Raw genomic sequence first — 26530 nt, 5'->3', positions numbered from 1 at the left:
AGAGATGCTGCGGTAAGTCAGTGTTTAGGGAAATTGGGCGTGCCACTGGTCCAATAAACACCACAGGTCCAATGTGGGAGCGGGCTTGCTCGCGAATGCGGTGTGTCAGTCAACTTCTCTTTAACTGACCCACCGCATTCGCGAGCAAGCCCGCTCCCACAGTTTGATTGCATTCCAAGTTAGTAATCTTTGCTTTTGCGAAACGCCCAGCGCCCGGCAATCAAGGTAAACGTCGCCACCAATGCCACCAGAATCCAGAAGCCTTCCGGGTCGGTGGAAAGCGGCACGCCGCCCACGTTCATGCCGAAAAAACCGGCAATGATATTGATCGGCAGCGCCAGCACCGTCACCACCGTGAGGGTGAACAGCGTGCGGTTGCTTTGTTCGTTGAGGTTGGCGGCGATTTCTTCCTGCAACAACTTGATGCGCTCACCCAAGGCCATCAGGTCGTTGATGATCAGCGCAAACTCCTCGGTGGATTTGCGCAACTCCTTCACGTCTTCCTTTTGCAGCCACTGCGGCGGGCGATTAAGCAGGCGCAGCAGCGAGCCGGGCTCCAGCGCCAGCAGGCGCTGCAGGCGCACCAGCACCCGGCGTGCGGCACCCAGTTCGGCGCGGTTGGTCGACAGCCGCGAAGACAGCAACTGGTCTTCGATATGGTCGACGCTGATGCTGGTCTTGCGCACGATCTGCGTCAGCACTTCGCCTTGGTCGCGCAGCAAATGCACCAGCAACTCCAGTGGCGAGCGAAAGCGTTCACCGGCCTTCACCGACGAGCGCAATTTATCCACCGAGTGCAACGGTTGCAGGCGCGCACTCACCAGCAGACGGCTGCGAGCACACACCCACAGCGTGGAAATATCCGATGAAACCATGCTGCTGAAATTGAACACCACGTCGTTGACCACCGCCAGCAGGGCTGAGTCGACGTGTTCAATTCGGGTAGAGCGTGAGCCTTCGTGCAAGGCTTCAAAAAACTCTTCAGGCAGCGACAGGTGCGTCTGCATCCAGCGTTCGCACGCAGCGTGGGCCAGGTTCAAATGCAGCCATAGAAACTCTTCCGGGTCTTGCGGCGCCTGTAAGGCTACGAGCGCGGCAGCCGAATCAATCTGCTCGCCTTTTTCACCGGGTCGAAAACGAAAACCGTAAAGCAGGCCAAACAGATCGGGATCCTGATGGCCGTGGTCGATGCTGTGGTTCATGGAGGCTCGCAGAGAAAGCGCCTGTAGGACGTTTCACAGGTTCGCGTGGGCGAATCATTGCAAGGCGGGATGACGATTTTGTGACGGTTTGAAAACCTGATCAGCGGGTTTTCAGGGAGAAGGTGAAGAGCGTGCCATTTTGCGCGCTGGACGACACTTGCAGCTGCCCGCCGTGGGCATCGGCAATCTGCTTGACGATGAACAGACCCAGGCCCAGGCCGGCTTGCGGCGTGTCTTTGACCGGCCGCGAGTAGGGCTGGAATAGCCGCGGCAAAGCGAGCTCGTCGATCTGGCCGGGGTTTTTCACCGTCAGCCTGAACTGGCCATGTTCAACCCGCGCCGTGACGTCCACTGGACCATCATGGCTGCCATGGTGGATCGCATTGGCCACCAGGTTGGAGAGCAATTGTGCGAGCCGATCGCGGTCGCCGTAGACGCCGCGCAGGTCGCCGATATCGGCCTGGATCAGGCGCTGCGGGTGCACACTTTGCACCTCCAGCACCACATGCTGCAAAGCGTCCTGCAAGTCCTGGCAGTCGTTAAGGTGCAGCGGGATGCCACTGCCCATGCGGCCTCGGGCGAAATCCAAGACATCTTCAACCAGTTGCGAGGCGCGCCGGCCGCTGGCGAGGATGTGGCGTACAAGGGTGTCGGTTGCGGGGTTCGAGTGTTTGCGCAGCAACCGCTCGGCGCCGAAGTTGATGGCGAACAGCGGGTTGCGCAGGTCATGGCCGAGCACGGCGATGAATTGCTCGCGCAGTTCGGCGGTGCCGCGTTCTTCCTGCAATTGCGCCTGGGTGTTTTGCAGCGCTTCCTCGGCTTCAATCTGCAACGACAGCACCCGGGCGAACGACTCCATGGTCGATTGGATCGTGCTGCTGCGCAGTTCGGCCGGGTTGGGGTCCAACGCGCAAATAGTGCCGAAGAAGCGCCCGTCTGTGCGGAACACCGGCACCGAGATGTAGCTTTCAAAGTGGTACATGCGCGGGGTGTGGTGGTCGTGGTAGAGCGGGTCTTCGCTGGCCTTGTCGATCACCACGCTGACGTGGGAGCCGCGTATTTCGTGGCAGATCGTTGTGGACAGGTCCAGTTCACCACCGACGCCGAGGCCGAACTCCAGTTGGTCGAGCACGGCGCAGGCGGTCCAGGTGTCTTCGGTTACCCGCGCCACGGCGGCAAAACGCAGGCCGGTCATGTCGCTGATGACTTTGAGCATCGCGGGTACGGCACTGATTCGGCCAATAGTGGCGATGTCGACGGCTTTCTGCCCCATGCAGCGATCTCGATCCGAAAAGGTGGTGGGCGTTATGCCCAGGCCAATGAGTGGGATTCTAGCGACCTTGCGCGCTGTGGGTGTAATTTCATTAACTATGTGGATACTTTTCCTGCGCTTGGCTTTTGAGCGAGCATAAAAAAACCGCGCCACTTAAAAAGTGGCGCGGTTTTTTGGCGGTTGACTCAGGTGTCTTGCTTGTTTTCCAGCACTGCGCCGGTCTTGGCGTCGAGCTTCACTTCAAAGCGCTTGCCGGCGGTGTCGGTCACGTCAACTTCATAAACCAGTACACCGTTTTTGTGGTCCAGCTCGGTGTCGGTGATGCTGGCACCCGGGTGGGTGGCCACGGCAGCGGCATTGAGTTTCTCGAATGGCGTGACTGCGCCGGACTTGAGCAGGCCTTCAATATGATCCGGGCGAACATCCGCCTGGGCCAAACCGGCAGTCAGGGTCAGGGCGGTAGCGGCGAACAAGGCAGTCAAAGTTTTCATGGTGTGTGTCCTTCTGGTTGAGCTGTTTAAGTGGCGCCAGATTAACCGGCGCAACTTAACTCATCCTTAATGGCGCACTGACACCTATTGTGGCCTGACGCTTAGTAACCGTTGTCCTTCAGCAGGTCCTGCACACTCGACGACGGCCAGCGCTTGTAGAACTTCAGCAGCTCGGCGGCACGGTTGGTGAAGATGCCATCGACGCCGGCTTTCATCACTTTCTCGAAGTCCACTGGCTCATCGACGGTATAGACGTGCACCAGCAGGCCTTTGTCGTGGGTCAGCTTGTTCATTTCAGGCTTCACCAGGTCGGTGTAGCTCTGGTCGCCATGGTTGGTCAGCTCGGCCGAAGGGCCGGTGCCGATGGCGCCGAGGCTCTTGGCTTCGTCGACCCACTTTTCGAACTCGGCGGCATCCTTCGGCTCTTGCTTGGCGTAGTAAGCGGCTTTGGTTGGCTCGCCGGACTCGGCGAAGGTCTGCGCGGATTTGGGCTCGATGCTGCCTGGGCCAACCCACAACAGCAGGATTTTCGGGGTGTTGGGCATTTCTTTCTGCAGCTCTTTCAAGCTGTCTTTTTCAAACGTTTGCAGCACCACGCGACCCTTGCCCTGGCCTACGCCGGTGTTGCTCTTGCCCAGCTTGGAGCCGGCGGAGCTCAACCAGCCCTTGTCCAGCAGCTTGTTTTTCAGGTCGGCTTCGATGCCCGGGAACTGCTTGGGCTCTTTGGTCTCGATGTACAGGCCGGGTTTGTGCTGCGGGTTGCCTTCGGCGATCTTGATGATCTCGTCCAGGCTCTGGATTTTCAGGCCGACGAACGCAGGGCGGGCGCGGTCCGGGTAGGCGGTGTTGAACCAGCTGCCGGCGTCCAGGGTGCGCAATTCGGCCCAGGTGAATTCGTTGGCCGGGGCGTCTTTACGCTCCGGGAACTTGGTGGCCACGTCGGTGGTGCGCTGCAGGTTGTTGTCGTGCAGGGCGAACAGCACGCCATCTTTACTGCGCTGCAGGTCCATTTCCAGGTAGTCGGCACCCAGGTCGCGGGCCAGCTTGTAGGCCGCGGCGGTGGATTCGGGGGCGTCGTAGGAAGCGCCACGGTGCGCAATGACGGCCGGGTACGGAATGCCTTCGTTTGTCGCCAATTCAGCCGGGCTGATCGGGTCGCTAGCCTGCGCCTGGCCAAGGCCGAGCATCAGCGCGAGCAGCAAGGCGCTCTTGGAAAACGTGACAGGCATATGCGAAGTCCTTTCGTGGAGGTAACTTTGAGAAGGTGTCCTTTTTAACAATTGATTGCGAAAGGCGCTATCTCCAAACCGACATTAAGGTGCTCACGAGGCATTTTTCTGGGTTTTTTTGTGTTGCATTGCAGTATTCTGGGCCGAGCTGCCCGTTAGAGAGCAGTAATTTCTGCCACGCGTGTAAACCATCTTTCCAGTCCCAGGTGGGACTTTTCAGTGAGGTTTACCATGCGCATCACGTCCGAGCTTATCTGCCAGGCCGCCGACCAACTCCACGGTTTTGTCGGCCTGAACCGCAAAACCGGCCAGTACATCGTACGTTTCAGCGAAGACTCCTTCGGCATGGACGTCGCCGATGACGGCATCATCCCCACCGCCGAGTTTGTCTGGCTGCCGGCCGCCGACCACGCCATGACTTTGTCGCGAGAGCGCATTCAACTGCTGTTGGACCAGAACATCGACGATCGCGTCAACATCACCGAGCCGCTGCGCGTGTACATGCGCCGGGTGGAGATCCCGCAGATCAGTGCGTTGCGCAGTTTGGTCAGCTAAGCGGATGTCGTTTTGCAGGCAAATGTGGGAGCTGGCTTGCCTGCGATGGCCATAGGTATTTACGCAACTTTTTGTGTGGCATTAGGCCTGTGGCGGGTTTAGGTAGATTGAGTACATATCCGTTGCTGCGGTAACGGCTTCGTATGGTTCCGCTCTTACAGCGGGTCACTTTTGGCAAACGCCCCAAAAGTAACCAAAAGGTCTTTGCCCCACCACTCGGTGCCTCGCCTAGGCTCGGCATGCCCGCACTCCGGCCCGTTTCCGCGGGTCGCCGCGATGGGCCATCCCTGGCCCAGCGCGGCTAAACCGGCATCCCTGCCGGTTTACCCGCTCCACCGTGCCTACGTGCGGCCATCGTGGTTAACGGGGCCTGTCAGATCAAGATCAAAATCTACAGCACGGCGGCCTAGTAGCCGACCTGAGTGGTTGAAGCAAAAGCAGGGCAAAAACAGGGCAAAAACAGATCAGAAGCAGAGCTGCTTTTCTGTGGGAGCTGGCTTGCCTGCGATGCAGACACCTCGGTACATCAGGCAAACCCAGTTGATGCCTTCGCAGGCAAGCCAGCTCCCACCTTTGACCGAGTACACACATCTACCTGATGTACTGAGCTCCAAATGTGGGAGCGGGCTTGCTCGCGAATGCGGTGGGTCAGTTAAGAATAAGCTGACTGACACACCGCATTCGCGAGCAAGCCCGCTCCCACAATTAGACCGAGAACAGCTTCAGTAAATAGGTCGGCTGCCAGGCCGCCTTGGCTTTGCTTTTGATTCAACCACTCAGGTCGGCTACTAGGCCGCCGTGCTGTAGATCTTGATCTTGATTTTGATCTTAGGCGCCCCGTTAAACCACGCTGGCCTCACGCAGGCTTTGGAGCGGGGGTAAACCGGCAGGACGCCGGTTTAGCCGCGCTGGGCCAAGGATGGCCCATCGCGGCGGCCCCCGCTCCAAAGCCTGCGTGAGGGCACACCGAGCCGGAGGCGAGGTGCCGAGTGGTGGGGCAAGAGCCCTTTTGGTTACTTTTGGGGCTCTTTTCCAAAAGTGACCCGCCGTAAGGGCGGAACCCATCTCAGCCATCACCCAAACAACGGATATGTACTCAATCTACCTAAACCCGCCACAGGTCTAATTCAACACAAAAAGTTGCGTAGATACCTATGGCCATCGCAGGCAAGCCAGCTCCCACAGCGGAAAGCATTTCAATGTTGGAAGGCGTAAGCCCGCTCCACCTTGCACACGCGTGTTTGAAACGCCGAGTACCAAGTGGCGCGCCCGTGCTCGCGCACCTCGCGATGTTCGGCCTGCTGCTTCCAGGCCAGGATCGCCGCCTCGTCCTGCCAATAGGACACGGTGATCCCCAAGCCGTCTTCGCGTGCCGACTCTACCCCCAGAAACCCCGGTTGTTCGCGCGCCAGTTCCAGCATGCGCGTGGCGGCCTGGGCGTAGCCTTGATCGCCGTCGGTGCGCAATGAGCTGAAAATCACCGCGTAGTACGGCGGGGCGGGTGTGTTGGCGATCATTGCGACACCTGCTGGCAGGCCTTGAGCAGGGCAGTGGCCAACGGCGGGGTAATGCCCTTAAGCGCGGCGCGTTCGGGTTGGAACAGGGTGGCGACGAAAAACGGGTGGTCCATCAGCTCAATGGCGCGCAGATCACCCGCCGAATCGTGGCCGCTGGGGATCATGTCGCCCTCGAGCAGTGCGTCGGCGAACGCGGGGTTGATGCCGTAGCGGCAGCGATAACCTTCATGGATATCCAGGCTGGCGTAGGCCTCGGCGATGCGGGTGTACGGCACCAGTCGCACAGTGTCAGTCGCCTCTACCAGTGCGCAGTTGAGCGGCGTTATCACCGCGCGCTTGGCCTCTGGGGCCAGTTCGCCATGATCCGCATCCGCCCAGCCCAATACGTTACGGGCATATTCCAGCACTGCGTGTTGAAAACCACCGCAGGTGCCGAGGAAAGGGCGCTTGTGCTCGCGGGCAAAACGGATCGCGAGCAGGGCGCCGTCGGTGTCGCGGTAGGGGCTGGCGGGCACGCACCAGAAGCCGTCGAAGCTATGCAGTTGGGTGGTGGGCGTGATCGAGTCTGTGTCGAGCCATTGCACGTCGACGTTCAGGCCCAAGGCGTCGGCCGCCTGTTGCAGCGCCACGGGAATGGCTTGGTGCGCAATCACGTCAGGGTTGTAGTCGCCGATCAGAGCGAGGTGCAGGGTGCTGGCTGTCATCGTGTGGGTCCCTTGGCTTGTTGTGTCCTGGTGCTCACTATAGATTGGCGCCCACGCAATCAAAATTGGCGTTCGCCCACATGCTCAATGCAGCCACGCACTATCAAATCGACTACCCGGACCTGGCGTTGATCCTCGCCTTGGTGCGTGGCGGCACCCTGGCGCGGGCGGCGGCGCTGTTGCGGGTGGATGTGTCTACGGTGTTCCGCGCGGTGCGTCGGCTGGAGGCCGCCCTGGGCCAGACACTGTTTGAAAAAAGCCGCGCCGGTTACTTGCCCACCAGTTTGGCCAGCAACCTGGCGCAGCAGGCTGAACACGCGGAGCAGGCCTTGGAAGCGGCGCGCATTGGTGTGGAACAGGGCGGTGAAGTGATCAGCGGCACCGTGCGCCTGACCTGTACCGACTCGGTGCTGCAAGGTTTGCTGCTGCCGGCGCTGGCGCAGTTCATGCCCGAGTATCCGGCGTTGACCCTGGAGTTGAGCACCTCGAATGATTTCGCCAACCTCAGCCGCCGCGATGCGGACATTGCCCTGCGCCTGACCAAGACACCGCCGGAGCATCTTGTCGGCCGTTGCCTGGGCTCGGTGGCCTATCAGGTGTGTGCCAGTGCAGGTTTCGCCCGTCAGCATGCAGGCCGCGAGCTGGCCGACCTGCCCTGGATCGCGCCGGATGACTTCCTGCCCGATCACCCCACCGTCGCCTGGCGCCGTGAGCACTTGCCGGGCGTGCGTCCCAGTTATCGCTGCAACAGCATGTTGTCGGTCACCGAACTGGTGCGCGCGGGTATGGGCGTGGCGGCGCTGCCGGATTTTCTCTTGGACGATGGCCTGCAGCCGCTGGGCCCGGCATTGGCCGGGCGCGGCAGCGCATTGTGGCTGCTGACCCGCCCGGATTGCCGGGCGCTGCGTTCGGTGGTGACGTTATTTGATGAGCTGGGGCGACACATTCGGTTGCCTCGTGACTAGGGCTTGCGCTAATGCCATTCAGTTAAGCGAACACAATGCTCAATGCAGCGAGGATCTCCCCGTGGGAGCGGGCTCGCCCGTGAAAGCGGTGGTTCAGTCAACATCAATGTTTGCAGGGCCGACGTCTTCGCGGGCAAGCCCGCTCCCACAGGCGTTACTCGCGCAAGATCGCTGTTTTTTCAGGGTTTGCGCATGAACTGCTCATGCATTTCGCAGGTCAGGGTCTCGATACGCTCGGTCAGTTGCTTGGTCATCTCCGTCAGGCGGGTGTTTTGCTCCAGCAGTTCCATCAGCTGTTGGGTGGTCTGCTCGGCCTGGGCCTGGCGCTCGGTATTGGCGATGGCCAGGGCTTCACGGTGCTGGGCATCGGCGTCGGACTGGGCTTTGTCGCGGGCCGCCTGGCGTGTCTGGGCCAGCAGGATCAGCGGCGCGGCGTAGGCCGATTGCAGGCTGAAGGCCAGGTTGAGCAGGATGAATGGGTACACGTCGAAGTGTGTGATGCCGGTGATGTTCAACACGACCCACAACACCACGATTGCGGTTTGTGCACCGAGAAAGGTGGGCGTCCCAAAAAAACGCGCGAAGGCTTCGGCCTTGAGGGCAAAGGTGTCGTTACCGAAGGTCGGCGCCAGGTGCGCGTGGCCGCGGTGAAAACGCAGGTGATCGACGGGGGCGGCGTCTGGCTTGTCGGGGGTCATGGCGGGCTCGAATCCTTAGCGTAAGACTAGTCAGCACTATAGACCGAGCCCCCGGCCAGACACATGAAGATCGGGTCAGTTGTTGCCCCGCTCGTTGGCAAACGCGCTCACCGCCTGGACTGCCTCGCCGGTACCTTCGCGAATCTGCAGGATCACTGTGCCGGCCTGGTTGGCCAACTCCACGCCCAGGGCCGCCCGGTCGCGCGTGCCTTCCATGCTGTCGATGGCTTGGCGGGTTTGCTCTTGGATCATCGCGATCATGCTGGAGATTTCCGCCGTCGACCCGCTGGTACGCGCCGCCAGTTGCCGCACCTCATCGGCGACCACGGCAAACCCGCGGCCTTGTTCGCCGGCACGCGCGGCTTCGATGGCGGCGTTGAGGGCCAGCAAGTTGGTCTGGTCGGCGATGCCGCGAATGGTATTGACGATGGCGGTGATCTGCAGCGAGCGCTCGCCCAGCTTGGCGATCAACTGCGAAGAGCTGTCAATGTCGGCGGCAATTTCGCGCATGCCACTGGCGGTTTGCTGGATCACATCGGCGCCTTTTTCGGCGATGTCGCGGGTGTTCAGGGAGATGTGGTAGGCCTGGGCGGCGCTTGCGGCGTCGGCCGCATGTTGTTGCACCCTGGCGGTGACGTCGGAGGCGAATTTCACCACTTTGCACAGGCGTCCGCTGGCGTCGTAAACCGGGTTGTAGTTGGCTTCGAGCCAGACGGTTTGGCCATTTTTATCGATGCGCTCGAACTGGCCGCTGAACAGCTCGCCCTGGTTCAAACGTTTCCAGAACTCGCTGTAGGTCGAACTGTTGGCCAGCTCCGGCTTGCAGAACAGGCGGTGATGCTTGCCCTGGATCTGCGCCAGGCTGTAGCCCATGCGCTGCAGGAAATTCGGGTTGGCGGTAATGATGGTGCCATCGAGGGTGAACTCGATCACCGCCATGGCGCGGTCGATAGCGCCGAGCTTGGCGTTGGCCTCGCTTTCGGCCTGCAGGCGGGGAGTGACGTCCATCGCGTACTTCACCACTTTGATGACCTGGCCTGTGTCATCACGCACCGGGTTGTAGCTAGCCTCCAGCCACACCGACTGGCCGTTTCCGGCCACCCGTTCAAAGGTGCCGGATTGGTATTGGCCATGGCGCAACTGCGTCCACAACTGGTTGTACTCGGCGCTACGGGCGAACGCGGGTGTGCAGAACGTGCGGTGGGGCTGGCCCACCACCTGTTCGGCGCGATAGCTCATGGTCTTCAGAAAATTGTCATTGGCCCGCAGCACGGTGCCCTGCAGGTCGAATTCGATCACCGCCATGGAGCGCTCGATGGCATCCAGCATGCTGGCTTGTTGGGCGTTGGTGTGTTGCAGGGTATTGATGGTTTTTTTATGGGCGTTGAATAGCATGGTCGAAGGCTCGGGGAAGCACGCGTCTGAGGTATCCATGAATATGCGCCTGCCCCCGTAGGGCGCCGGGCCTTACGGTTGACTTGCTCATTGTCAGCTTCCTTGTGCCGACAGGGGGGGGTGAACAACGGACTCAGAGTGATTGGCCTGCCAAGAAGTTCGCTACCACAGCCGCGTTCTTGATGGCTGTGTGGCCAATAGCGGCATTATGCTATCGCGGCAGGGCGGCGGCAGAAGATTCAGACGAGATGTCGTAGGACGACTTAGGCGGAATGGGCGACAACGTAGTCGCTGACATTGACCCGGTTGCGGCCGGTGGCCTTTGCCGCGTACAGCGCGCGGTCCGCAGCGTTGAGCCACATCGCGGCATTGCTGAAGGAGGGCTGGAAGTCCGCCAGGCCAATGCTCAGGCTCACGCGCAGTTCGGGGATCTGCGGGTTGCGGTAGTTACTGAACGTTTCACGCATGTGTTCCATGACCTTCGCGGCTTCTTCCAGGCGCATTTGCGGAAGAATCACACAGAACTCATCGCCTCCATATCGGCCGGCCAAGTCGTTGGCCCGCAGGACTCTGCGCAATTCCAGGCTCAGTTGCCGCAGCACGGCATCCCCCACGATATGGCCGTGGGTATCGTTGATTTGCTTGAAGTGGTCAATATCAATCAGGGCGACGGTGGCGTGGCTTTGCAGCTGTTGGCACTTGTGGAATTTCAAGTGCAGCAGGTCTTTCCAGGAACCGTGGTTGAGCAGGCCGGTCAGGCTGTCTGTGCGGCTCAGGGCACTGAGGGAGCGTTTGTGTTCCGACAGTTTGATTGCCAGCTGATAGCAGGCCATGCCGATGGCCATCGGATACAGCGTCAGCATCGGCAGGCAGGTATACACCTGGGTCAGGCTGACATTGGGATTGAACTTGATCCCGAACAGCCCCCACGCCATTCCGATACCCGCAGCCTGTGCCAGCAACCCGCGCAGGAACAGGCGCTTGCCTCCGGCCGCGACATTGTTCATGGCCATCATCGACAGGATGGTCACGGCCGTGAGTGGCGTGAATTGGGTGGCAGCGGCCCAGAAGCCGCCCAATAGCGAGTCGTAGAGCAAATTGCGCTGTTCAGCCTGGTAGGGAAACTGCGAGCGTGTTGAAAGCTGGTACGCCACATGCGCCCAGGCATAACCGTTGAATAACAGGAGCGCCCAGACCCAGCCTGGCATCGCCAGAGGGTAAAGGGCGCCGACGACACTGATACAACCGATACCCAGGCCGATGATCCTTGGCTTGTAGATACGCCTGGCAAATGAAAGCCCTTTGCCTCGTCTGTTTTCCATAATCTTCCGGGTCAGCTCTTTTTTGCAGATACGACAGCGTGCGTCAGCGGCTGGAACCGTTGATCGGATAAAATTTGTGAATATTGTCAGTTATTCGCGTGGGAATAATCAGTGTCCTTCCAGGCCATTTGCGCAACACAGCGTGCGAATTGGCTAAAAACGACCCGGAATGTCGTTCATGCAATCAACTTTTACTGCAGGCGCGGCGCGCTGACTTCGTAGCCGGCCAGGAACAGGTCGATAGCCGACTCGATAACGCTGGCTTGGCTGGCGTCGTCAAGCGTCGGTTGGCCCAGGGTAATCTGGGGCCAGAAGGCGAACGCCTTGAGCAGGCTTTGTATCTGGTGAGCGGCGAAAGCCGGGTCGGTGCAGCTCAGTCGCCCATCTTGCTGGGCGGCGCGCACCCACTGGGTGAAACCCTCTTCGCGTTTGCTCAGGCGGTTGACCATGTCTTGCGCGCGTTCCGGCGAATGAATGGTGGCGGCAATCGCGACACGGGCCAGGTCGAGGAAATTGGCGTCCGACATCATCTGCATTTTCGCCTGCAGCAAACCGCGCAATTGCTCGCGCAGCGGGCGGTCACTGGCGTAGCTGACGTCCAACTGGGCAACGCTACTGGCCCACAATTGGTGAAGGATTTCTGCAAACAGCTCTTCTTTGCTGGGGAAGTGGTTGTACACCGTGCGCTTGGAAACCCCGGCGGTGGCGGCGATTTTGTCCATGCTGGTGACCTCGAACCCGTTAGCCCGAAACTCGGCGATGGCCGCGGCCACGATGGCTTCGCGTTTACGGTCGGTGAGGCGCTGGGGAGCAGTCATGGATAGCGTTCGGCTCTAAAGGTAAATTACACTCGGTAGTTTACTTGCTCCGGGTTTTGTTGCAATCTAGAAACTACACTGTGCAGTGTAATTATAGAGCGGAATGTAGGAGTCACTCAGCAATGGCCACGATTTCAAGCCGACTCGACCCAGCGCCAGCGGCACCCAAGCCTGCCGAGCAGGAGCAAGGGCATTTCAGCAACGACGCCCCGGTGCAACACGGCGGCTTTGGCAAGACGTTGCGGATTTTCTGGAACATGCTTTTCAACAAGCCACGCAGCACGCGGCCCGTTGGCAAGATCCCGGTGCAACCGCTGACGCGCGAGCAACTGTTGGCCGCTCCCGATCACAGCGTTTTCCGCCTGGGGCATTCCACTGTATTGCTGAAGATGCGCGGTAAATTCTGGGTTACCGACCCGGTGTTCGCCGAGCGCGCCTCACCGTTCAGTTGGGCCGGGCCCAAGCGCTTCCACCAGCCGCCTATCAGCCTTGAAGACCTCCCGCCGCTGGAGGCAGTGATTCTTTCGCACAATCATTACGACCATCTTGACCATAAGGCTGTGGTCCAACTGGCCGACAAAACCCGGTATTTTCTCGCGCCACTGGGTGTGGGCGACACCCTGATTAAATGGGGCGTGGACGCCAGCAAGGTTCGTCAAATGGATTGGTGGGAAGGCACCGAGGTGGATGGCATTCGTTTTGTCGCCACGCCGGCCCAGCACTTTTCCGGGCGTGGCCTGTTTGATGGTAACCAGACCCTGTGGTGTTCCTGGGTGATGATCGACGGCGCACGGCGGATCTTTTTCAGCGGCGACACGGGGTATTTCGACGGCTTCAAACGGATTGGCGAACACTATGGCCCGTTTGACCTGACGCTGATGGAAACAGGTGCTTACAACGTCGATTGGCCCCACGTGCACATGCAGCCGGAGCAAACCCTGCAAGCACACATCGACCTCAAGGGCCGTTGGTTGCTGCCGATTCACAACGGCACCTTCGACTTGGCCTTCCACGCCTGGCACGAACCGTTCGACCGCATCATGGCGCTGGCCTGGGAGCGCAACGTGTCGATCACCACGCCGGCGATGGGTCAGGCCTTCAGTTTGAACCAGCCTGAACGTGGGCATGCGTGGTGGTTGGAGGTGGAAACTCAAGGTGCGAAAGAGCACGCTGCGGGCTGAAGCGAAGGGCACCGGAAAAAATGAGTTTTCAGGGTGTTTCAGCCTTGCGACAAACGTCAGATGAGAGTGCGATGATCCCGGGAATGTAATTCTCGGGGGGGCAGGTTCTGATGGAAAAAAATTGTAGGGAGCATTGGCGATTGGGTTTGCCCTGTCGCTTTGAACCTTATTTGCCGGGGGCTTGCGAAGCGCTCGGCATGCGGCCAGAGCCAGCCCTGGCGCAAACCAATAAAGCCAGCCCAGGCGGTATTGTCTTCGGCGCCGAACACCCTAAGGGGCACGCGCTTATTCCCGGCTATAACGCCATCGGCCCGCTGATTAAACCTTTGCGAGATCCTGCGCTGTCCCTCGTCGCCTTGAGCGGTGTCGATCCCACCGGGCCGGTGATGGTGGAAGTGCCCCTGGTAATGAATAACACCACCTTCACCGCTTCCCTGACGCTGTCGGGCTGGCGCATCGGGTTCGCTGAACGGTACGTGCGCGAGGGGCATTACGAGCCCGTCCAACACAGCGCAGCCTTGCTCCGAGCTTTCGACATCCTGCGCCAGGCCGGTGCGCAATTGGTGCCGGTGGACGCACGACGTGAAGATTCCAGCCTTCAATTCACTTTGCAGCGTAATGAGATTGATGACCTCGTGATCGAGCATCGTCTTGATGCCTTAGTGTCCGACGGCCAGAGCGCAGCGTTTCATGGTGCTTGCACCAGCGGCTATCCCTCGCTTTGCGAACCGCTGGAGGGTGGGGCAAAGCTCTGGTTTTATGCCGCACGTTGGGCACGTAGTGCATTGCCCACATTGCTGTGCGCCTATCGACAGAGCACCGGTGGTGGGTCGCGCGGCCAAGGGGTAACTACGCCGCGTGTTGAACCCTCCTACGATGTGAGTAGTTAAGGTCTTAACGTCGGGAATAGGCTGGGGTTCTTAGAATGGCGAACGGGTCAGCGTTGATCCTTCATGTTTCGGAACTCAGGAGAGTCCAAATGGTTGCCGTTGCTTATGGCATGTATTCGATCATCCGACAGGGTGCGCAGTCGCTGGCCGCGGGCGGCCCACCTGCCGATGCGAAACCTATTCTCCCTGGCACCGAGTACGCCGGTGTTCGCGAACTTGGCGAGCAAATGGCCAGACCGAACGGTCTCACCTCGGTTGATTTGGTCAGCTACCTGCAGGCACGTATCCGCCAGTTGGACCCGCAACTGCGCGCGGTCATTGAAACCAACCCCAAGGCGCTGGCGAGCGCGCGCGAGCTGGATCGCGAACGTGCCAATGGCAACGTGCGCGGGCCGTTGCATGGCATTCCCATTTTGCTCAAGGACACCATCGAAACCACGGGCATGCAAACCAGTGCAGGTGCATTCGGGCTGGTGGGTACACCTGCCGACAAGAATGCTCCGATTGTGGATTACCTGCTCAAGCAAGGCGCGGTGATCCTGGGTAAAACCAATATGACTGAACTGGCCGGTTTTCGCGGTGGGCCCGACGGCAGCAGCAGCCGCGGTGGGCAAACCCGCAACCCGCACCACCCGGATGCCGATGTCGGCGGCTCCAGTTCGGGGTCTGCCGCAGCGGTTGCTGCCGGGCTGGCACCTTTGGCCGTAGGCGCTGAAACGAATGGCTCGATCATCGTGCCGGCGGCATTCAACGGTGTGGTGGGGCTCAAGCCCAGCGTCGGCTTGTTGAATCGCAACGGGATCATTCCCGCCAGCCACCGGCAAGACACGCCTGGCCCAATGGCTCGTTCGGTACATGATGTGGCGTTGATGCTCAATGCGATGTCGGGCAGTGACCCTCACGACCCTGAAAGCCTGGGAGCACCGCAAGGTATCGATTACACCAACCTGTTGGTTCCGGGTGCTTTAAAGGGTAAGCGTATCGGCTACCCCACGATGTTTACCTCGAACGGTGAAAGCCTGCCGGTGGAAAACAGCCCACAATTTAGTAGGACACTGGAAGTGCTTCGCGAGCAAGGCGCCATTCTGGTCCCGGTCAATTTACGTCTGGCCGACGCGTCACGCTACGACGAACTGCTGCTCTCTGATGTGAAGGAGGAGTTGAATGCCTACTTGGCCAATCGCCCAGGATTGCCAGTCAAGTCATTGACCGAGTTGATAAAGTTCAACGAAGACCGCGATGGCACTGAGACCGATCACCAACCCCTGCTCAAGGAAGTCAGCGCCTCCACCCTGACTCCGCAGCAGCGCAAGACGCTGTGGGACGAGCTTATCCAGGATTTTCGCAACACCGTGGATGACCCGATCAGTGCGCAAAACCTGGACGTCATGGTGTCTGACTTCGCCACCAACAGTTACTTTGGTACGGCAGTCGCCGGTTACCCAGGGATCACTTTGCCTTCCGGAACCGATGAGGACGGCCTACCGACTGGCGCCTACTTTTTCGGCACCCGTTGGTCCGAACCCACCTTGTTGGCTGTCGCCTATGGCTATGAACAGGCGGCCCAGGCGGCAACAAAGCCTGGGCTTTAACTGTTGAGCTGACTACACGGCGTAACGTGCCGCAGGGCTGCGATGTGACAGGTTAGGGCCCAGGGCCAGGCGCGCTGTTTCGTAGGCCTCCCAATCCAGGCTGTCGGGCAGCGATGGAATGGTGACCGTCTCACCTTGGGCGAGCCCTGCCAGGGCCGCATCCACCAGATTTTCGGCGGTCATCACCATCGTCTCGGGCAGGTTATTCACTGGCAGTCCTGCGACATCCCAGAACTCAGTGGCGGTGGCCCCAGGCAGCACCACTTGAACGCGCACACCCTTGTCGCGCAGTTCATGCTCGAGCGACTCGCTGAACGCCTGCACAAATGCTTTCGTACCGCCGTACACACCGTTCAGCAATTTTGGCGCGACAGCCACGATCGAGCCAATGTTGATCAAGGTGCCGCGCCCCTGGGCGACAAAATTGGTCGCAGCGGCCTTGGCCAGGCGGGTCAGGGCCAGCACATTGAGCAGGATCATTGCGTCCATCTTGTCTGCATCCGACTCCAGTAAGGATGCGGTGGCGCCGACACCGGCATTGTTCACCAGCAGGCTGATGCGGCTGTCTTCATGCAGGATGTGTTCGATACGTGCCAGGTCGGACGCCAGGTTAAGGTCGGCAACCACGACTTGGACGTCCCGTTGGGTATCGGCCTGGAGTCGCGTCGCCAATTGCTCCAATCGCTGCTGATTACGTGCCACCAGAATCAGGTCGTAACCCTGGCGAGCCAGGCGGTCGGCGTAGAGGGCACCAATGCCGGAAGAGGCGCCGGTGATCAAGGCATAACCTTTGGTTTGAGTCATTGCAGTTGCTCCAGGATGGCCGAGGAAGGGGCGGCCTTGTTGGAACCCAGATTATGGGTGTAACGTAATGGCTGCAATGTCATATATCCCTCCTTTAAAGACATGAGGTTTGACCATGGTGTCTGTCGGTATTTTGCTGTTTCCGCAGTTTCAGATGCTCAATTTGAGCACGAGCACGGTGTTCGAATTCGCCAACCTGGAAATGCAGCAGCCGTTCTATCGGGTAGACCTGGTCTCTGAGAAGGGCGGCCTGGTCAAAAGCTCCATGGGGTTTGCCATTGATACCGTGCCCTTCGGTCTGCGCCCATATGACACGTTGTTAGTGGCGGGAGACAACGACGTACTGGAAACCAGCCCCGGCATGCTCGCCTACTTGCAACAAGCCGTGGTGACGTCGCGCCGCGTTACCAGCGCCTGCACCGGCGCCTTCCACCTGGCAGCGGCCGGTTTGCTGGAAGGACGCAAGGCAACCACCCACTGGTATCACGCCCGCGCCTTTCGCCAGGCCTACCCCAATGTAAGGTTGGAGGAAGACCGCATCTTCACTGTCGACGGCCCACTTTGGACCTCCGCCGGCATGACCGCCTGCCTCGACCTGGCACTGGCTCTGGTCGAAAACGACCTGGGCGTAGAGGTGGCGCGCGAGGTGGCGCGCAAGTTGGTGATCTACCATCGGCGTGCAGGCGGCCAGTCGCAGTTTTCCGCATTGCTGGAGATCGACCCCAAATCCGACCGTGTGCAAACGGCCCTGGCCTACGCTCGCCAGCACTTGCAGGAGGAGCTGTCGGTCGAGCAACTCGCGCAAGTCGCCCACCTCAGCCCGCGCCAGTTCAGCCGCCTGTTTCGCAGCGAAACCGGGCAAACCCCAGCCAAGGCAATCGAACGGCTGCGTATTGAAGCGGCGCGCCTGATGCTTGAGTCCGGCGACCACCCCATCGACATCATCGCCCGAGATACCGGCTTCGGTGACCCGGAGCGCATGCGCCGTGCCTTCCTACGCGCCTTCGGCCAGCCGCCACAAATGATGCGCCGCGCGCTGCAACTGCAAGCCTGATGCGCCAACGGATTACACTCACTGCAACGGGGGAAACCATGAGCTACAAAATTCACATCCTCGGTGCGGCGGGTGCGGGCACCACGACCCTGGGCAAAGCCCTGGCCGAACGCCTGAATGTGGTTTATTTCGACTCCGACGACTTCTACTGGCAGCCAACCGAGGAGCCTTTCACCGTTGCCCGGTTGCGGGATGAGCGCACTCGTCTGTTACAGGAACAGAGTGCCGGCCTCGAAGGCTGGGTGCTCTCGGGCTCACTGTGCGGCTGGGGCGATGTGATGATCGCGCAGTTCACCCATGTGGTGTTCCTGCGTGTAGACCCGCACGTTCGCCTGCACCGTTTGCAGGCGAGGGAAGTGCAGCGCTACGGCGACCGGATACTGGAGGGCGGCAGCCGCCATGAAAACAGCGTCGCGTTTCTCGCCTGGGCTGCCCGTTACGATGGCGGCAACCATAGCCTTCGCAGCCTGCGCCGGCATGAAAGCTGGTTGAAGCCGCTGACCTGCCCGGTGATCCGGTTGGACTCTACGCACCATTCGGTTGAGGCGCTGGTGAATCAGTTGATGCCGCTGCTGAGCCCATCAACCGCGAGATAATGCTTTGTGCGGCGGGTTCGGCCGGGGCGCTGTCAAACCTGCGCGCACTCATGCCCCACCCCGGCGCAAACCCCGGGAAAAACACCAGCCCTTCAGCTTCCAGCCGAAAGGCCAATGCCAAACGGGTGTCATCATCCACATCGCCCTGGCTTTCAAAGCGTTGCACCGCTTCAACCGCCTGCCCGGCCTGGCGGGCCAGTTCTTCCCGGCTCCAACCGAGCATCGCGCGGGCCTGCACACTGTGCTTGGCGGTGAATTGATGCAGGACGATCTGCTGTTCTACAAAAGAGCTCATTGCCAGAGAGGACATGGGGTTTCTCCAGGGTTCGACGGGGGAGGGCAAACTATACTGTGTTTTTGTACAGTTGTTTTGACCGCTCATCAACTGGATTTTTTTGATGGCATTTCAGCCACCCACTATTCCACCCCCGGCGCCTCCCGAATGATCAAGCGATCCAAGTTCTCGATATTCGCGCTGAACACCCCGAACGTCTGCTCGGGGTTCTTCTTGCTAGGCACCTGTTTCAATTCCGGCGTTACCCCATAGAAGAAGCAATACAGCGCTTTTTCACTGTCCACCGCCGCCTTGATCTGCTCCAAAAAGGCCGTGCGCTTGCGGTAGTTCTCGATGAGTTTTTTGCTCAGGTAGACGTTGACCGAGTAGGGCTTTTTGTCGAGCCACACTTTCTTTTCGAAGTCGATGCGAACGCTGGCGGTGTAGTCCTTGATCTCTTTGATTTTCCCCCAGTAGATCAGGCCCTTGTTGTCCTGCAGGTATTCGATTTTCTTGAAAAACGTCCAGTAGGTTGCCGTGTGATCGCCGATCTTCAAGGGCATGCGCTTGAGCTTGTCTTTGTCGTCGATGTTGGACACATAGCATTCCACCGGATGAGCGAACACGCTGGTTTTATCCGGGGTGGTATCGCTGGCGCTGTGGGAAACGACGGCGCGATTTGAAGGTGCTTTCGTTGGCGTTTGTGGGGCAGAACCTTCATTGCCAATCACCGCTGTCTTGCGTTCGTACTGACGTCGCGTCAGTACAAATTCCGATGGGAAATTTTCCTCGCGCTCGTCATCACTTTCACTGGTAGCGGTCTTGTGCGTGCTGGCATAGCGGCAGCCGTCAATGTGTTGAGTGCTGGCCTTGTTCTTGAAGTGCGGCGTGCGCTGGTAGTTGACGTTTTTCGCGTTGAAGGTGCTCAGCGCATTGCCCGTATCGAACGCCGCGCGGCATTCGTCGTTGGGGCACAGAAAGCTGTCCTTGTCGGAGTCGAAAGGGCTGGTTTCGTCGAAATTCAGGTCTCGTACGTCGTAGATCGACAGCTTTTCATCGAGACTCAGGCTGTAGGCCGTGTCGAATTTCATGGGGCTCGGATCCGTGAGATGAATTACTGGATATTACGCAAAACTTCGCCGTTACGGAGATCAAAAAATGTGGGAGCAAGCTCGCTCCCACATTAGATATGAGGCGTGCCAGCCACACGCCGCCCGCTTAAGAAGCATAACGTGCCACCCGCGGCGGTCAGCGCGCCGAGGGCATAGAACATGCTGACCGGGGCCGCATTGATCAGCAAGTAACCGCAAATCACCGGGCTCATCGCCCCGCCAAACGCTGCCAGGTTCTGCGCGCCGTAGTAACTGCCGCGTAGCGCGTCCGGGGCGATGGTGTCGATAAACAGGAATTCCGAGGGGTAGATGATCATCTCGCCCAAGGTAAACACGAACATCGCCAGGCACCAGGTGACCAGGCTGTCCGCCAGGCTAAAACCGATCAGCCCGACAATGAACAACAACGTGCCCAGCACAATCCAGTAGCGCAGCTGTTCGCGCTTGAGAAAACGGCCGATCTGGTATTGCATCAAAATCACGGTGATGGCGTTGCAGGCCAGCACCGCCGACAGAATCTTCAGCGCCTCGGCGGGCTTGTAGGCCACTAGCAAGAACTGCGACAGATAAAGGGTGTAGCGCCCGTGGACAATGGTGCTCAACAGGCTGCCGCTGGTGAACAGAATCAGCGTGCGGTCGCTGCGCAAGGTGCGCAGGGTGGTCAGAAAACTCAAGGGCTTATTGCTGTCGTCGCGCTGAGTCGGGGCAATGCCGATCATCAGGAACATACTGCCCAAGGCGATGGCGCTGGCGATCAGGAACGGCGCCCAAGGCACCTGCCCGGCGATCACCACGCCCACCATCGGGCCGGTGGCGTAACCGACGTTGGTGAGGGTGTAGCGCAGGGAAAACACTTTGGCGCGATCACCCACCGGCAGGTTTTCGCTGATGATGGCCTTGGAGCCAATCAGGAACAACGCCGATGCGGCTTCGGTAATCACCAAGGTCAGGGTGGTGAGGTAGAGGTTGCTGGCAAAGGTCAGCAACAAAAAACCGATGGAGCTGGAAAGCATGGCCAGGATCAGCAGTTTGCGCTTTTCCAGGCGGTCGATGATGTAGCCGCCGTAGAGCCCGAGCAGTGTGGCGATGAACACGGCGATGCCCATCAGCAGGCCGATGTCCTGCTGGTTGAGGCCCAAGCGCGTGCTTAGCCAAAGGGCCAGCAGCGGGCTGGTCATTGCGCGGCTGACGACGATGGTCACCGAGCAGATCATCAGGCGGCGGATTACCAGGGAGTAGGTGGCCACGGTGGGGGCGGATGTCCTTATTCTTATTACTGATCGGGATCTTTCATACGCAGCTGAACCCTGTGGGAGCGGGCTTGCTCGCGAAAGCGGTGGATCAGTCGGTACATTTGGCACTGACAGACCGCATTCGCGAGCAAGCCCGCTCCCACATTTAGATCGAGTTACTGGCCGGCATTGATGGTGATTTTTTCCACGGCACCCTGTTCCAGATCCCACTTCTTCAGGATCTTGCCGTAGGTCCCATCATCAATCATGCCCTGCAACGCCTCACTGATCGCTGTGACCAACTCGGTGTTGCTCTTCTCAATCCCCAGCCCCGTGAACTGCTTGGAAATCGCCAGGCCTACCGGCTTGTACTTGCCCTTATCCAGCGACATCAAATAAGGAATCGTCTCGCTGCCCTGCATCGCCGCGTCCAAACGGTTCTGCTGCAACTGCGCGCGTGCATCCGCCGAGCCTTCAGTGCCGATCACCACGATCGCCGGTTTACCCGCCGCTTCGCAGTTTTCCTTGCTCCACGCGGCAATTTCCGACGGCCAGGTAGTACGGCGGCTGGTGCCGACTTTTTTACCGCACAGGTCAGTCAATTCCTTGAGGTCTTCACGTTTGGCCAGGGTGTACAGCTGCGGGCCGCTGGTGAAGTAATCGATGAAGGTCACGGCCTTTTGGCGCTCGGCGGTGTCGCTCATGCCTGACAGCACGATATCCACGCGCTTGGTGGTCAGGCCGCTGAGCATCTGCTCGAAGCCGGTTTCCTGCCACTTGATCTTCACGCCCAGCCGCTCGGCCAGGGCATTGCCCAGGTCGAAGTCCAAACCGGTGAGTTTATTGGTGGCGGTGTCCTTGAAATCCATCGGCGGGTAGTTCGGCACGATGGCCGCGCTGATCTCACCCTTGTCCTTGATTGCCGCCGGCAATGCCGCGAATACACACGAGGAGGCCATCAGGCCTGCGAGCAACGTTGGGATAAACATTTTTTTCATGGGGGCGTTCTCGTTAGTTTTTTAGTTAAGTGCGAACGGCAGAAATAAAGCTTTGGGTACGCGGGTTTTGTGGGCTTATTAGAATTTCTTCGGGGCTGCCGGCTTCCACAATCTGGCCGGCGTCCATAAACACCATGCGGTTGGACACTTCGCGGGCGAAGCCCAACTCATGGGTGACCACAATCATGGTCATGCCGGTGGTGGCCAAATCGCGCATCACCGACAGCACTTCGCCTACCAGCTCCGGGTCGAGGGCTGACGTGGGTTCGTCAAACAACATCAACTTGGGGCGCATCGCCAACGCGCGGGCAATGGCCACACGCTGTTGCTGGCCGCCGGACAATTCCACCGGGTAGGCATTGCGCTTGTCCGCCAGGCCGACGCGGGCCAGCAACTCCAGCGCGTCCTCGATGGCTTCCTTGGGCGAGCGCTTGAGCACCTGCACCGGGCCTTCGATGATGTTTTGCAACACGGTCATGTGCGGGAACAAATTGAAGCGCTGGAACACCATGCCGGTCGCCAGGCGCTGGCGGGCGATCTGCGATTCATTCATCTCATGCAGCTTGTTGCCGACGACGCGGTAACCCACCAGTTCGCCGTCGACCCACAGGCCGCCCTTGTCGATTTTTTCCAGTTGGTTGACGCAGCGCAGCAGCGTGCTTTTACCCGAGCCGGACGGGCCGATGATGCACATCACTTCGCCTTGCTCGACCTCGATATTGATGTCGCGCAGCGCGTGATACTGGTCGTAATACTTGTTCAGGTTGACGGCCTTGACGATGCTTCTCATGGGGCAAATCTCCTCAACCCAGACTTACGAACGCTTGCCGGCGCCGCGGGCAAAACGACGCTCGAGGCGGCTTTGACCAAATGAAAGAACAGTCACCACCGCCAAGTACCAGATGCCGGCCACAATCAGCAGCTCCATGACACGGGCGTTGGCGTAGTAGATGTTTTGCGCGTTGTGCAACAGCTCCGAGTACTGGATCACGCTGGCCAGGCTGGTCATTTTCACCATGCTGATGAACTCGTTGCCTACCGGCGGAATGATCACCCGCATCGCCTGCGGCAGAATTACCCTACGCAACGCTTGCAGGCTCGGCATGCCAATGGACTTGGCGGCTTCGTACTGGCCAGTGTCGACCGACAGCAAACCCGCGCGCACTACTTCGGCGGTATAGGCGCCCTGGTTGATACTCAGGCCGAGCAGGGCGGCCACGAACGGTGTCATCAGGTCGACGGTGTCGATGCTGAACACACCGGGAATCGCGATCACCGGGAAAATCAGCGCCAGGTTGAACCACAACAACAGCTGCAGAATCAGCGGCGTGCCCCGGAACAGCCAGGTGTAGGTGATCGCTACATACCGCAGGATCGGGTTGGCCGACATGCGCATGATCGCCGTGATCACCCCGATCACCACGCCCAGCGCCATCGCCAGAACCGACATGACGATGGTGTTCACCAGGCCCCACAGAATGGCCTCAGACGTAAGGAACTGCCCGATGTAGGACCATTCGATCTGGCCATTGGCAAAGGCGCGCAACAACGCGGCCAGGGCGATTACGATCAACGTGGCAAAAAACATCCGCCCGTAATAACGACGCGGCACGTGCTCGTACTGCGTGATATCGAACTGGTTCTCGGACAACTTGCGCTCAGCTTCCAAGCGCTCCGCCGGGGTTTGGTTCATGGTGATTCTCCAAAAAAATACGTGTTGCTTGATCGTTCCCACGCTCCGCGTGGGAATGCATCCCGCGACGCTCCGCGTCACCCTCGCGCAGGACTTGAGCCTTACAACGGGACGCGGAGCGCCCTAGGCGGCATTCCCACGCGGGAGCGTGGGAACGATCGTCAGATACGAAACCCGGTGTAGCTCTCAGCCCACTTCTGCTGTTCAGCCAACGCCACCTTCAACCGCCCAATCTGCTCCCGCACCCGCTCCGGCGCCGTGCCACCCCAACCACTGCGGGCCGCAATCGCCGCCTCCAGGGTCAAGCAGTCCCGCGCCTCAGGCAGCAGCCGAGCATCCACCTGCGCCAACATCGCCGGCGAGGCTTCCCACAACTCAATCTCATGCTTCTCACAGGCCTGCACCAAGGCGCCGGTAATCTCATGCGCCTCTTTAAACGGTACACCCCGCGTGGCCAGCCAATCCGCCACCTCAGTCGCCAAGGTGAAGCCCATCGGCGCTTGCCGGCGCAGCTCTGCCACTTGCACCTTCATGGTCGCGACCATTCCGGCCATTGCCGGCAGCACCAGCAGCAACGTATCCACGCTGTCCAACACGCTGTGTTTGTCTTCACTCAAATCGCGGTTGTACGATAGCGGCAACGACTTGAGTGTCGACATCAACCCGGTCAGGTTGCCAATCAAACGCCCAGCCTTGCCGCGCGCCAGTTCGGCAATGTCCGGGTTCTTTTTCTGCGGCATGATCGAGCTGCCAGTGGCGTAGGCATCGTCCAACACCACCCAGCGAAACTGGCGCGACGACCACAGGCAAAACTCCTCCGACAGCCGCGAAATATTCACCCCGAGCATGCCCGCCACAAACAGAAACTCCGCCACATGGTCACGGCTGGCGACGGCATCAATGGAGTTTTCGCACGGCCCGGTGTAGCCCATTTCCTTGGCCGAATGCTCCGGCTGCCGCGCAATCGCCGAGCCTGCCATCGCCGCCGCACCCAATGGCGACAACGCCGTGCGCGCATCCCAATCCACCAGGCGCTGCACATCACGCAGCATCGACTGCGCGTGGGCCAGCAAATGGTGGGCAAACACAATCGGTTGCGCCTGCTGCAAATGCGTAAAGCCCGGGCAGATGCTTTCGATGTGCTGCTCAGCCTGCTCGACCAACGCCTGCTGCAAACCCAATACTTCGGTGGTGATGGTGCGCGCATGGTCGCGTAGGAAAAGACGCAGGTCATTGGCGGTTTGATCATTACGCGAACGCCCGGCGCGCAGCTTGCCGCCCAAGGCGCCCAGGCGCTCGGTCAATACGCGTTCGATAAAGGTGTGCACGTCCTCGTCACCCAGGGTTGGATGCAGGCGCCCAGCGGCGAAGTCTTCACCGATACGGTCCAGGGCCTCCAGGGTGCGCAGGGTCTCGGACTCATCCAGCAAACCGGCGCGCTGCAACTCTCGGGCATGGGCACGGGAGCCGGCCAGGTCGTAGGGCGTCAGACGGAAATAGCGCTCGGGGCAACGCGACAACGCGGCCAAAGCAGCAGACGGGCCGGTCTTGAAACGAGCGCCCCAAAGGCGGTCGGTGGGCTGGGACATCGGTATTCCTCACGCTTGTTTTTAGAAGAGTCGGAGGCAGTAAAAAACTAAAAAGACCTGATCGTAGTGTCAGGTTTTTACGGGTGTTAAATCAGCCTCTGTGTGCTGTTCAACCCGCTATATTCAAGGTTGCCAAGGGCCGATGTTTACGGCCATTATCGCCGCCTGGCTATGTTCAAGGATTGGGTTGAAGCCTGTTGAATATGGCACTTGAGGTCAACGCGTATTATGGAAACCCCACTTTCCACTTCTGGAAACATGCCACCAAAACCCGGCACTCGGCCGCCCCTGCAACTGAGCGGGCTGGACTTCAAATTGCTGCGCGTGTTCATGGCCGTGGTGGAAGCAGGCGGCTTCAGCGCCGCGCAAAACGAGCTGAACGTGGGCCTGGCGGCCATCAGCAAACAGATCTCCGACCTCGAAATCCGCATCGGCATGCGCCTGTGTACGCGGGGCCGGGAAGGCTTCGGCCTGACCGAAGAGGGCAAGTTGGTGTATCAAGCCTCCATCGAGTTATTTACCTCGGTGGACAGTTTTCGCGACAAGCTTAGTTCGGCGCAAAACGAACTCATCGGCGACCTTAGTGTGGGCGTTATTGATAACACCGTCTCCGACGTTAATTCGCCGCTTATTACCGCCCTGGGGAAACTACACAGCGAATCACCAAAAATTAGATTGCGCCTACATGCCTCGCAACTGGACGAAGTTGAACGCGGCGTGGTGGAAGGGCGGCTAATCGTCGGCATCGTCCCGGTGTACCAACGTCGCGAAGAATTCGACTACTTCCCGCTGTACGAAGAAAAAGCCCACGCCTACTGCGCCGTAGGACACCCGCTGTTCAACGCGAGCGACATCACACCGGAAGTGCTGCGCCAATACGAAGTGGTCAACCACCGGTACGCGATCCACCGCGACAAAGCCAATTTCGTCACCTACGACAGCCAGTCCGCCTCGGCCTCACAGGTTGAAGCCGTCGCCATCCTGATCCTCACCGGCCGCTTCCTCGGCTTCCTGCCGCAACACTACGCCGCGCCGCTGGTAAGGGAAGGGCGCCTACGCGCTTTATGCCCGGAGCAAGTCTACCTGAGCACCGCCTTCAACCTGATCCTGCGCCACAACGCGCCAAGAAGCCCGATGGTAAAAGCCTTCGCCACAGCGCTGGGCGTAGACCTCAAAGCCGCGACATAAACCACGCCGAACACCGATCAACAAGCTCACGAAGCTCAAATGTGGGAGCTGTCGAGCCCCAGCGAGGCTGCGAAGGGATCGCCTCGGTTTCCCTGTCGAGCCTGCCATTCACATCGATACATTTTCCGCCTAGGCAACAAACAACCTGACTTGTATTG

At 59.6% G+C, this 26530-nt stretch carries 26 protein-coding genes; 8 read left to right on the top strand and 18 right to left on the bottom strand.

The genetic code is table 11. From position 1 onward, the window contains the following. Positions 1-179: 179 nt before the first annotated feature. The 4 genes from ACA065_RS23770 to ACA065_RS23755 form a co-directional block, all read right to left on the bottom strand. Entirely contained in the window at positions 180-1202 is a 1023-nt protein-coding gene (locus ACA065_RS23770) for a transporter (protein ID WP_497691772.1), read from the bottom strand. 100 nt (positions 1203-1302) lie between these two features. Further along, complete coding sequence (locus ACA065_RS23765) at positions 1303-2475, bottom strand: GAF domain-containing sensor histidine kinase (RefSeq protein ID WP_497691771.1); 1173 nt, start codon at positions 2473-2475, stop codon at positions 1303-1305. Positions 2476-2660: 185 nt separating this feature from the next. Further along, positions 2661-2966 (bottom strand): PepSY domain-containing protein, encoded by a 306-nt coding sequence (locus tag ACA065_RS23760; protein ID WP_497691770.1) that lies wholly within the window; start codon positions 2964-2966, stop codon positions 2661-2663. Positions 2967-3067: 101 nt separating this feature from the next. Beyond that, on the bottom strand, positions 3068-4195 hold the full coding sequence (locus ACA065_RS23755) for a glycerophosphodiester phosphodiesterase (protein ID WP_497691769.1): 1128 nt from the start codon (positions 4193-4195) through the stop codon (positions 3068-3070). Positions 4196-4426: 231 nt separating this feature from the next. Between ACA065_RS23755 and ACA065_RS23750 the strand changes: the two genes are divergently transcribed. Further along, a complete protein-coding gene (locus tag ACA065_RS23750) occupies positions 4427-4750 on the top strand; it encodes a DUF2025 family protein (RefSeq protein WP_497691768.1) in 324 nt (107 codons plus the stop codon). Between the two features lie 1196 nt (positions 4751-5946). On the opposite strand, the gene ACA065_RS23745 is transcribed toward ACA065_RS23750, so the two are convergent. Then, on the bottom strand, positions 5947-6267 hold the full coding sequence (locus ACA065_RS23745; RefSeq protein WP_497691767.1) for an antibiotic biosynthesis monooxygenase family protein: 321 nt from the start codon (positions 6265-6267) through the stop codon (positions 5947-5949). Next, positions 6264-6971, bottom strand: a complete 708-nt coding sequence (locus ACA065_RS23740; protein ID WP_497691766.1) for a CTP synthase C-terminal region-related (seleno)protein — start codon at positions 6969-6971, stop codon at positions 6264-6266. Before ACA065_RS23740 ends, ACA065_RS23745 begins: the two co-directional genes overlap by 4 nt. Before the next feature lie 80 nt (positions 6972-7051). On the opposite strand from ACA065_RS23740, the gene ACA065_RS23735 reads away from it, so the two are divergent. Further along, positions 7052-7936, top strand: coding sequence for a LysR family transcriptional regulator (locus ACA065_RS23735; RefSeq protein ID WP_497691765.1), 885 nt, complete (start codon positions 7052-7054; stop codon positions 7934-7936). Between the two features lie 179 nt (positions 7937-8115). Here the strand turns inward: ACA065_RS23735 and ACA065_RS23730 are convergent, their stop codons facing one another. The 4 genes from ACA065_RS23730 to ACA065_RS23715 all read right to left on the bottom strand — a co-directional run bounded on the left by ACA065_RS23730 (position 8116) and on the right by ACA065_RS23715 (position 12169). After that, on the bottom strand, positions 8116-8634 hold the full coding sequence (locus ACA065_RS23730; RefSeq protein ID WP_497691764.1) for a DUF1003 domain-containing protein: 519 nt from the start codon (positions 8632-8634) through the stop codon (positions 8116-8118). 75 nt (positions 8635-8709) lie between these two features. After that, positions 8710-10029, bottom strand: coding sequence for a methyl-accepting chemotaxis protein (locus tag ACA065_RS23725; RefSeq protein WP_497695412.1), 1320 nt, complete (start codon positions 10027-10029; stop codon positions 8710-8712). A 263-nt stretch (positions 10030-10292) separates the two neighbouring features. Then, positions 10293-11351, bottom strand: a complete 1059-nt coding sequence (locus tag ACA065_RS23720) for a diguanylate cyclase (RefSeq protein ID WP_497691763.1) — start codon at positions 11349-11351, stop codon at positions 10293-10295. A 191-nt stretch (positions 11352-11542) separates the two neighbouring features. Beyond that, positions 11543-12169, bottom strand: a complete 627-nt coding sequence (locus ACA065_RS23715; protein WP_497691762.1) for a TetR/AcrR family transcriptional regulator — start codon at positions 12167-12169, stop codon at positions 11543-11545. Between the two features lie 122 nt (positions 12170-12291). On the opposite strand from ACA065_RS23715, the gene ACA065_RS23710 reads away from it, so the two are divergent. From ACA065_RS23710 to ACA065_RS23700, 3 genes are all read left to right on the top strand, one after another. After that, on the top strand, positions 12292-13350 hold the full coding sequence (locus tag ACA065_RS23710; RefSeq protein ID WP_497691761.1) for an MBL fold metallo-hydrolase: 1059 nt from the start codon (positions 12292-12294) through the stop codon (positions 13348-13350). A gap of 110 nt (positions 13351-13460) precedes the next feature. After that, positions 13461-14240, top strand: a complete 780-nt coding sequence (locus ACA065_RS23705) for a hypothetical protein (RefSeq protein WP_497691760.1) — start codon at positions 13461-13463, stop codon at positions 14238-14240. An 89-nt stretch (positions 14241-14329) separates the two neighbouring features. Beyond that, on the top strand, positions 14330-15832 hold the full coding sequence (locus tag ACA065_RS23700; protein WP_497691759.1) for an amidase family protein: 1503 nt from the start codon (positions 14330-14332) through the stop codon (positions 15830-15832). 12 nt (positions 15833-15844) lie between these two features. Here ACA065_RS23700 and ACA065_RS23695 read toward each other — a convergent pair whose 3' ends face one another. Then, positions 15845-16636 carry an SDR family NAD(P)-dependent oxidoreductase gene (locus ACA065_RS23695; RefSeq protein ID WP_497691758.1) on the bottom strand — a complete coding sequence of 264 codons (792 nt, stop codon included), beginning with the start codon at positions 16634-16636 and terminating at the stop codon, positions 15845-15847. Between the two features lie 115 nt (positions 16637-16751). Between ACA065_RS23695 and ACA065_RS23690 the strand changes: the two genes are divergently transcribed. Further along, on the top strand, positions 16752-17690 hold the full coding sequence (locus ACA065_RS23690; RefSeq protein ID WP_497695411.1) for a GlxA family transcriptional regulator: 939 nt from the start codon (positions 16752-16754) through the stop codon (positions 17688-17690). A gap of 38 nt (positions 17691-17728) precedes the next feature. Then, positions 17729-18286, top strand: coding sequence for an AAA family ATPase (locus ACA065_RS23685; protein WP_497691757.1), 558 nt, complete (start codon positions 17729-17731; stop codon positions 18284-18286). On the opposite strand, the gene ACA065_RS23680 is transcribed toward ACA065_RS23685, so the two are convergent. The 7 genes from ACA065_RS23680 to argH form a co-directional block, all read right to left on the bottom strand. Continuing rightward, a complete protein-coding gene (locus tag ACA065_RS23680; protein WP_497691756.1) occupies positions 18216-18596 on the bottom strand; it encodes a helix-turn-helix domain-containing protein in 381 nt (126 codons plus the stop codon). The two genes, ACA065_RS23685 and ACA065_RS23680, sit on opposite strands and share 71 nt — an antisense overlap. A gap of 107 nt (positions 18597-18703) precedes the next feature. Continuing rightward, the gene (locus ACA065_RS23675; protein WP_497691755.1) at positions 18704-19651 is read right to left on the bottom strand and encodes a hypothetical protein; all 948 of its coding nucleotides are present in this window, start codon (positions 19649-19651) and stop codon (positions 18704-18706) included. 92 nt (positions 19652-19743) lie between these two features. Next, positions 19744-20919: an MFS transporter gene (locus tag ACA065_RS23670; protein ID WP_497691754.1), complete on the bottom strand. Its 1176-nt coding sequence runs from the start codon at positions 20917-20919 to the stop codon at positions 19744-19746. Positions 20920-21080: 161 nt separating this feature from the next. Then, a complete protein-coding gene (locus ACA065_RS23665; RefSeq protein ID WP_497691753.1) occupies positions 21081-21902 on the bottom strand; it encodes an ABC transporter substrate-binding protein in 822 nt (273 codons plus the stop codon). Positions 21903-21927: 25 nt separating this feature from the next. Next, positions 21928-22692: an amino acid ABC transporter ATP-binding protein gene (locus ACA065_RS23660; RefSeq protein WP_017134648.1), complete on the bottom strand. Its 765-nt coding sequence runs from the start codon at positions 22690-22692 to the stop codon at positions 21928-21930. A 24-nt stretch (positions 22693-22716) separates the two neighbouring features. Beyond that, complete coding sequence (locus tag ACA065_RS23655; protein WP_497691752.1) at positions 22717-23595, bottom strand: amino acid ABC transporter permease; 879 nt, start codon at positions 23593-23595, stop codon at positions 22717-22719. Positions 23596-23756: 161 nt separating this feature from the next. Next, a complete protein-coding gene (gene argH / locus ACA065_RS23650; RefSeq protein WP_497691751.1) occupies positions 23757-25184 on the bottom strand; it encodes an argininosuccinate lyase in 1428 nt (475 codons plus the stop codon). Between the two features lie 228 nt (positions 25185-25412). Here argH and ACA065_RS23645 point away from each other — a divergent pair, with 228 nt between their 5' ends. Then, positions 25413-26372 (top strand): LysR family transcriptional regulator, encoded by a 960-nt coding sequence (locus tag ACA065_RS23645; protein WP_497691750.1) that lies wholly within the window; start codon positions 25413-25415, stop codon positions 26370-26372. Positions 26373-26530: the final 158 nt, after the last annotated feature.

It is taken from the genome of Pseudomonas sp. LBUM1640, from assembly GCF_059716225.1.
Note: the sequence above shows the minus strand (reverse complement) of the source record. Positions and strands in the feature narration are given on the sequence as shown.

Bases quoted from the DNA above. Each gene is read 5' to 3' on its own strand.
- ACA065_RS23695 (WP_497691758.1), bottom strand. From the start codon at position 16,636: ATGACTCAAACCAAAGGTTATGCCTTGATCACCGGCGCCTCTTCCGGC.
- ACA065_RS23750 (WP_497691768.1), top strand. From the start codon at position 4,427: ATGCGCATCACGTCCGAGCTTATCTGCCAGGCCGCCGACCAACTCCAC.
- ACA065_RS23655 (WP_497691752.1), bottom strand. From the start codon at position 23,595: ATGAACCAAACCCCGGCGGAGCGCTTGGAAGCTGAGCGCAAGTTGTCC.
- ACA065_RS23685 (WP_497691757.1), top strand. From the start codon at position 17,729: ATGAGCTACAAAATTCACATCCTCGGTGCGGCGGGTGCGGGCACCACG.
- ACA065_RS23710 (WP_497691761.1), top strand. From the start codon at position 12,292: ATGGCCACGATTTCAAGCCGACTCGACCCAGCGCCAGCGGCACCCAAG.
- ACA065_RS23680 (WP_497691756.1), bottom strand. From the start codon at position 18,596: ATGTCCTCTCTGGCAATGAGCTCTTTTGTAGAACAGCAGATCGTCCTG.
- ACA065_RS23725 (WP_497695412.1), bottom strand. From the start codon at position 10,029: ATGCTATTCAACGCCCATAAAAAAACCATCAATACCCTGCAACACACC.
- ACA065_RS23760 (WP_497691770.1), bottom strand. From the start codon at position 2,966: ATGAAAACTTTGACTGCCTTGTTCGCCGCTACCGCCCTGACCCTGACT.
- ACA065_RS23720 (WP_497691763.1), bottom strand. From the start codon at position 11,351: ATGGAAAACAGACGAGGCAAAGGGCTTTCATTTGCCAGGCGTATCTAC.
- ACA065_RS23690 (WP_497695411.1), top strand. From the start codon at position 16,752: ATGGTGTCTGTCGGTATTTTGCTGTTTCCGCAGTTTCAGATGCTCAAT.
- ACA065_RS23705 (WP_497691760.1), top strand. From the start codon at position 13,461: ATGGAAAAAAATTGTAGGGAGCATTGGCGATTGGGTTTGCCCTGTCGC.
- ACA065_RS23665 (WP_497691753.1), bottom strand. From the start codon at position 21,902: ATGAAAAAAATGTTTATCCCAACGTTGCTCGCAGGCCTGATGGCCTCC.
- ACA065_RS23645 (WP_497691750.1), top strand. From the start codon at position 25,413: ATGGAAACCCCACTTTCCACTTCTGGAAACATGCCACCAAAACCCGGC.
- ACA065_RS23745 (WP_497691767.1), bottom strand. From the start codon at position 6,267: ATGATCGCCAACACACCCGCCCCGCCGTACTACGCGGTGATTTTCAGC.
- ACA065_RS23700 (WP_497691759.1), top strand. From the start codon at position 14,330: ATGGTTGCCGTTGCTTATGGCATGTATTCGATCATCCGACAGGGTGCG.
- ACA065_RS23740 (WP_497691766.1), bottom strand. From the start codon at position 6,971: ATGACAGCCAGCACCCTGCACCTCGCTCTGATCGGCGACTACAACCCT.
- ACA065_RS23735 (WP_497691765.1), top strand. From the start codon at position 7,052: ATGCTCAATGCAGCCACGCACTATCAAATCGACTACCCGGACCTGGCG.
- ACA065_RS23730 (WP_497691764.1), bottom strand. From the start codon at position 8,634: ATGACCCCCGACAAGCCAGACGCCGCCCCCGTCGATCACCTGCGTTTT.
- argH (WP_497691751.1), bottom strand. From the start codon at position 25,184: ATGTCCCAGCCCACCGACCGCCTTTGGGGCGCTCGTTTCAAGACCGGC.
- ACA065_RS23755 (WP_497691769.1), bottom strand. From the start codon at position 4,195: ATGCCTGTCACGTTTTCCAAGAGCGCCTTGCTGCTCGCGCTGATGCTC.
- ACA065_RS23660 (WP_017134648.1), bottom strand. From the start codon at position 22,692: ATGAGAAGCATCGTCAAGGCCGTCAACCTGAACAAGTATTACGACCAG.
- ACA065_RS23675 (WP_497691755.1), bottom strand. From the start codon at position 19,651: ATGAAATTCGACACGGCCTACAGCCTGAGTCTCGATGAAAAGCTGTCG.
- ACA065_RS23770 (WP_497691772.1), bottom strand. From the start codon at position 1,202: ATGAACCACAGCATCGACCACGGCCATCAGGATCCCGATCTGTTTGGC.
- ACA065_RS23715 (WP_497691762.1), bottom strand. From the start codon at position 12,169: ATGACTGCTCCCCAGCGCCTCACCGACCGTAAACGCGAAGCCATCGTG.
- ACA065_RS23765 (WP_497691771.1), bottom strand. From the start codon at position 2,475: ATGGGGCAGAAAGCCGTCGACATCGCCACTATTGGCCGAATCAGTGCC.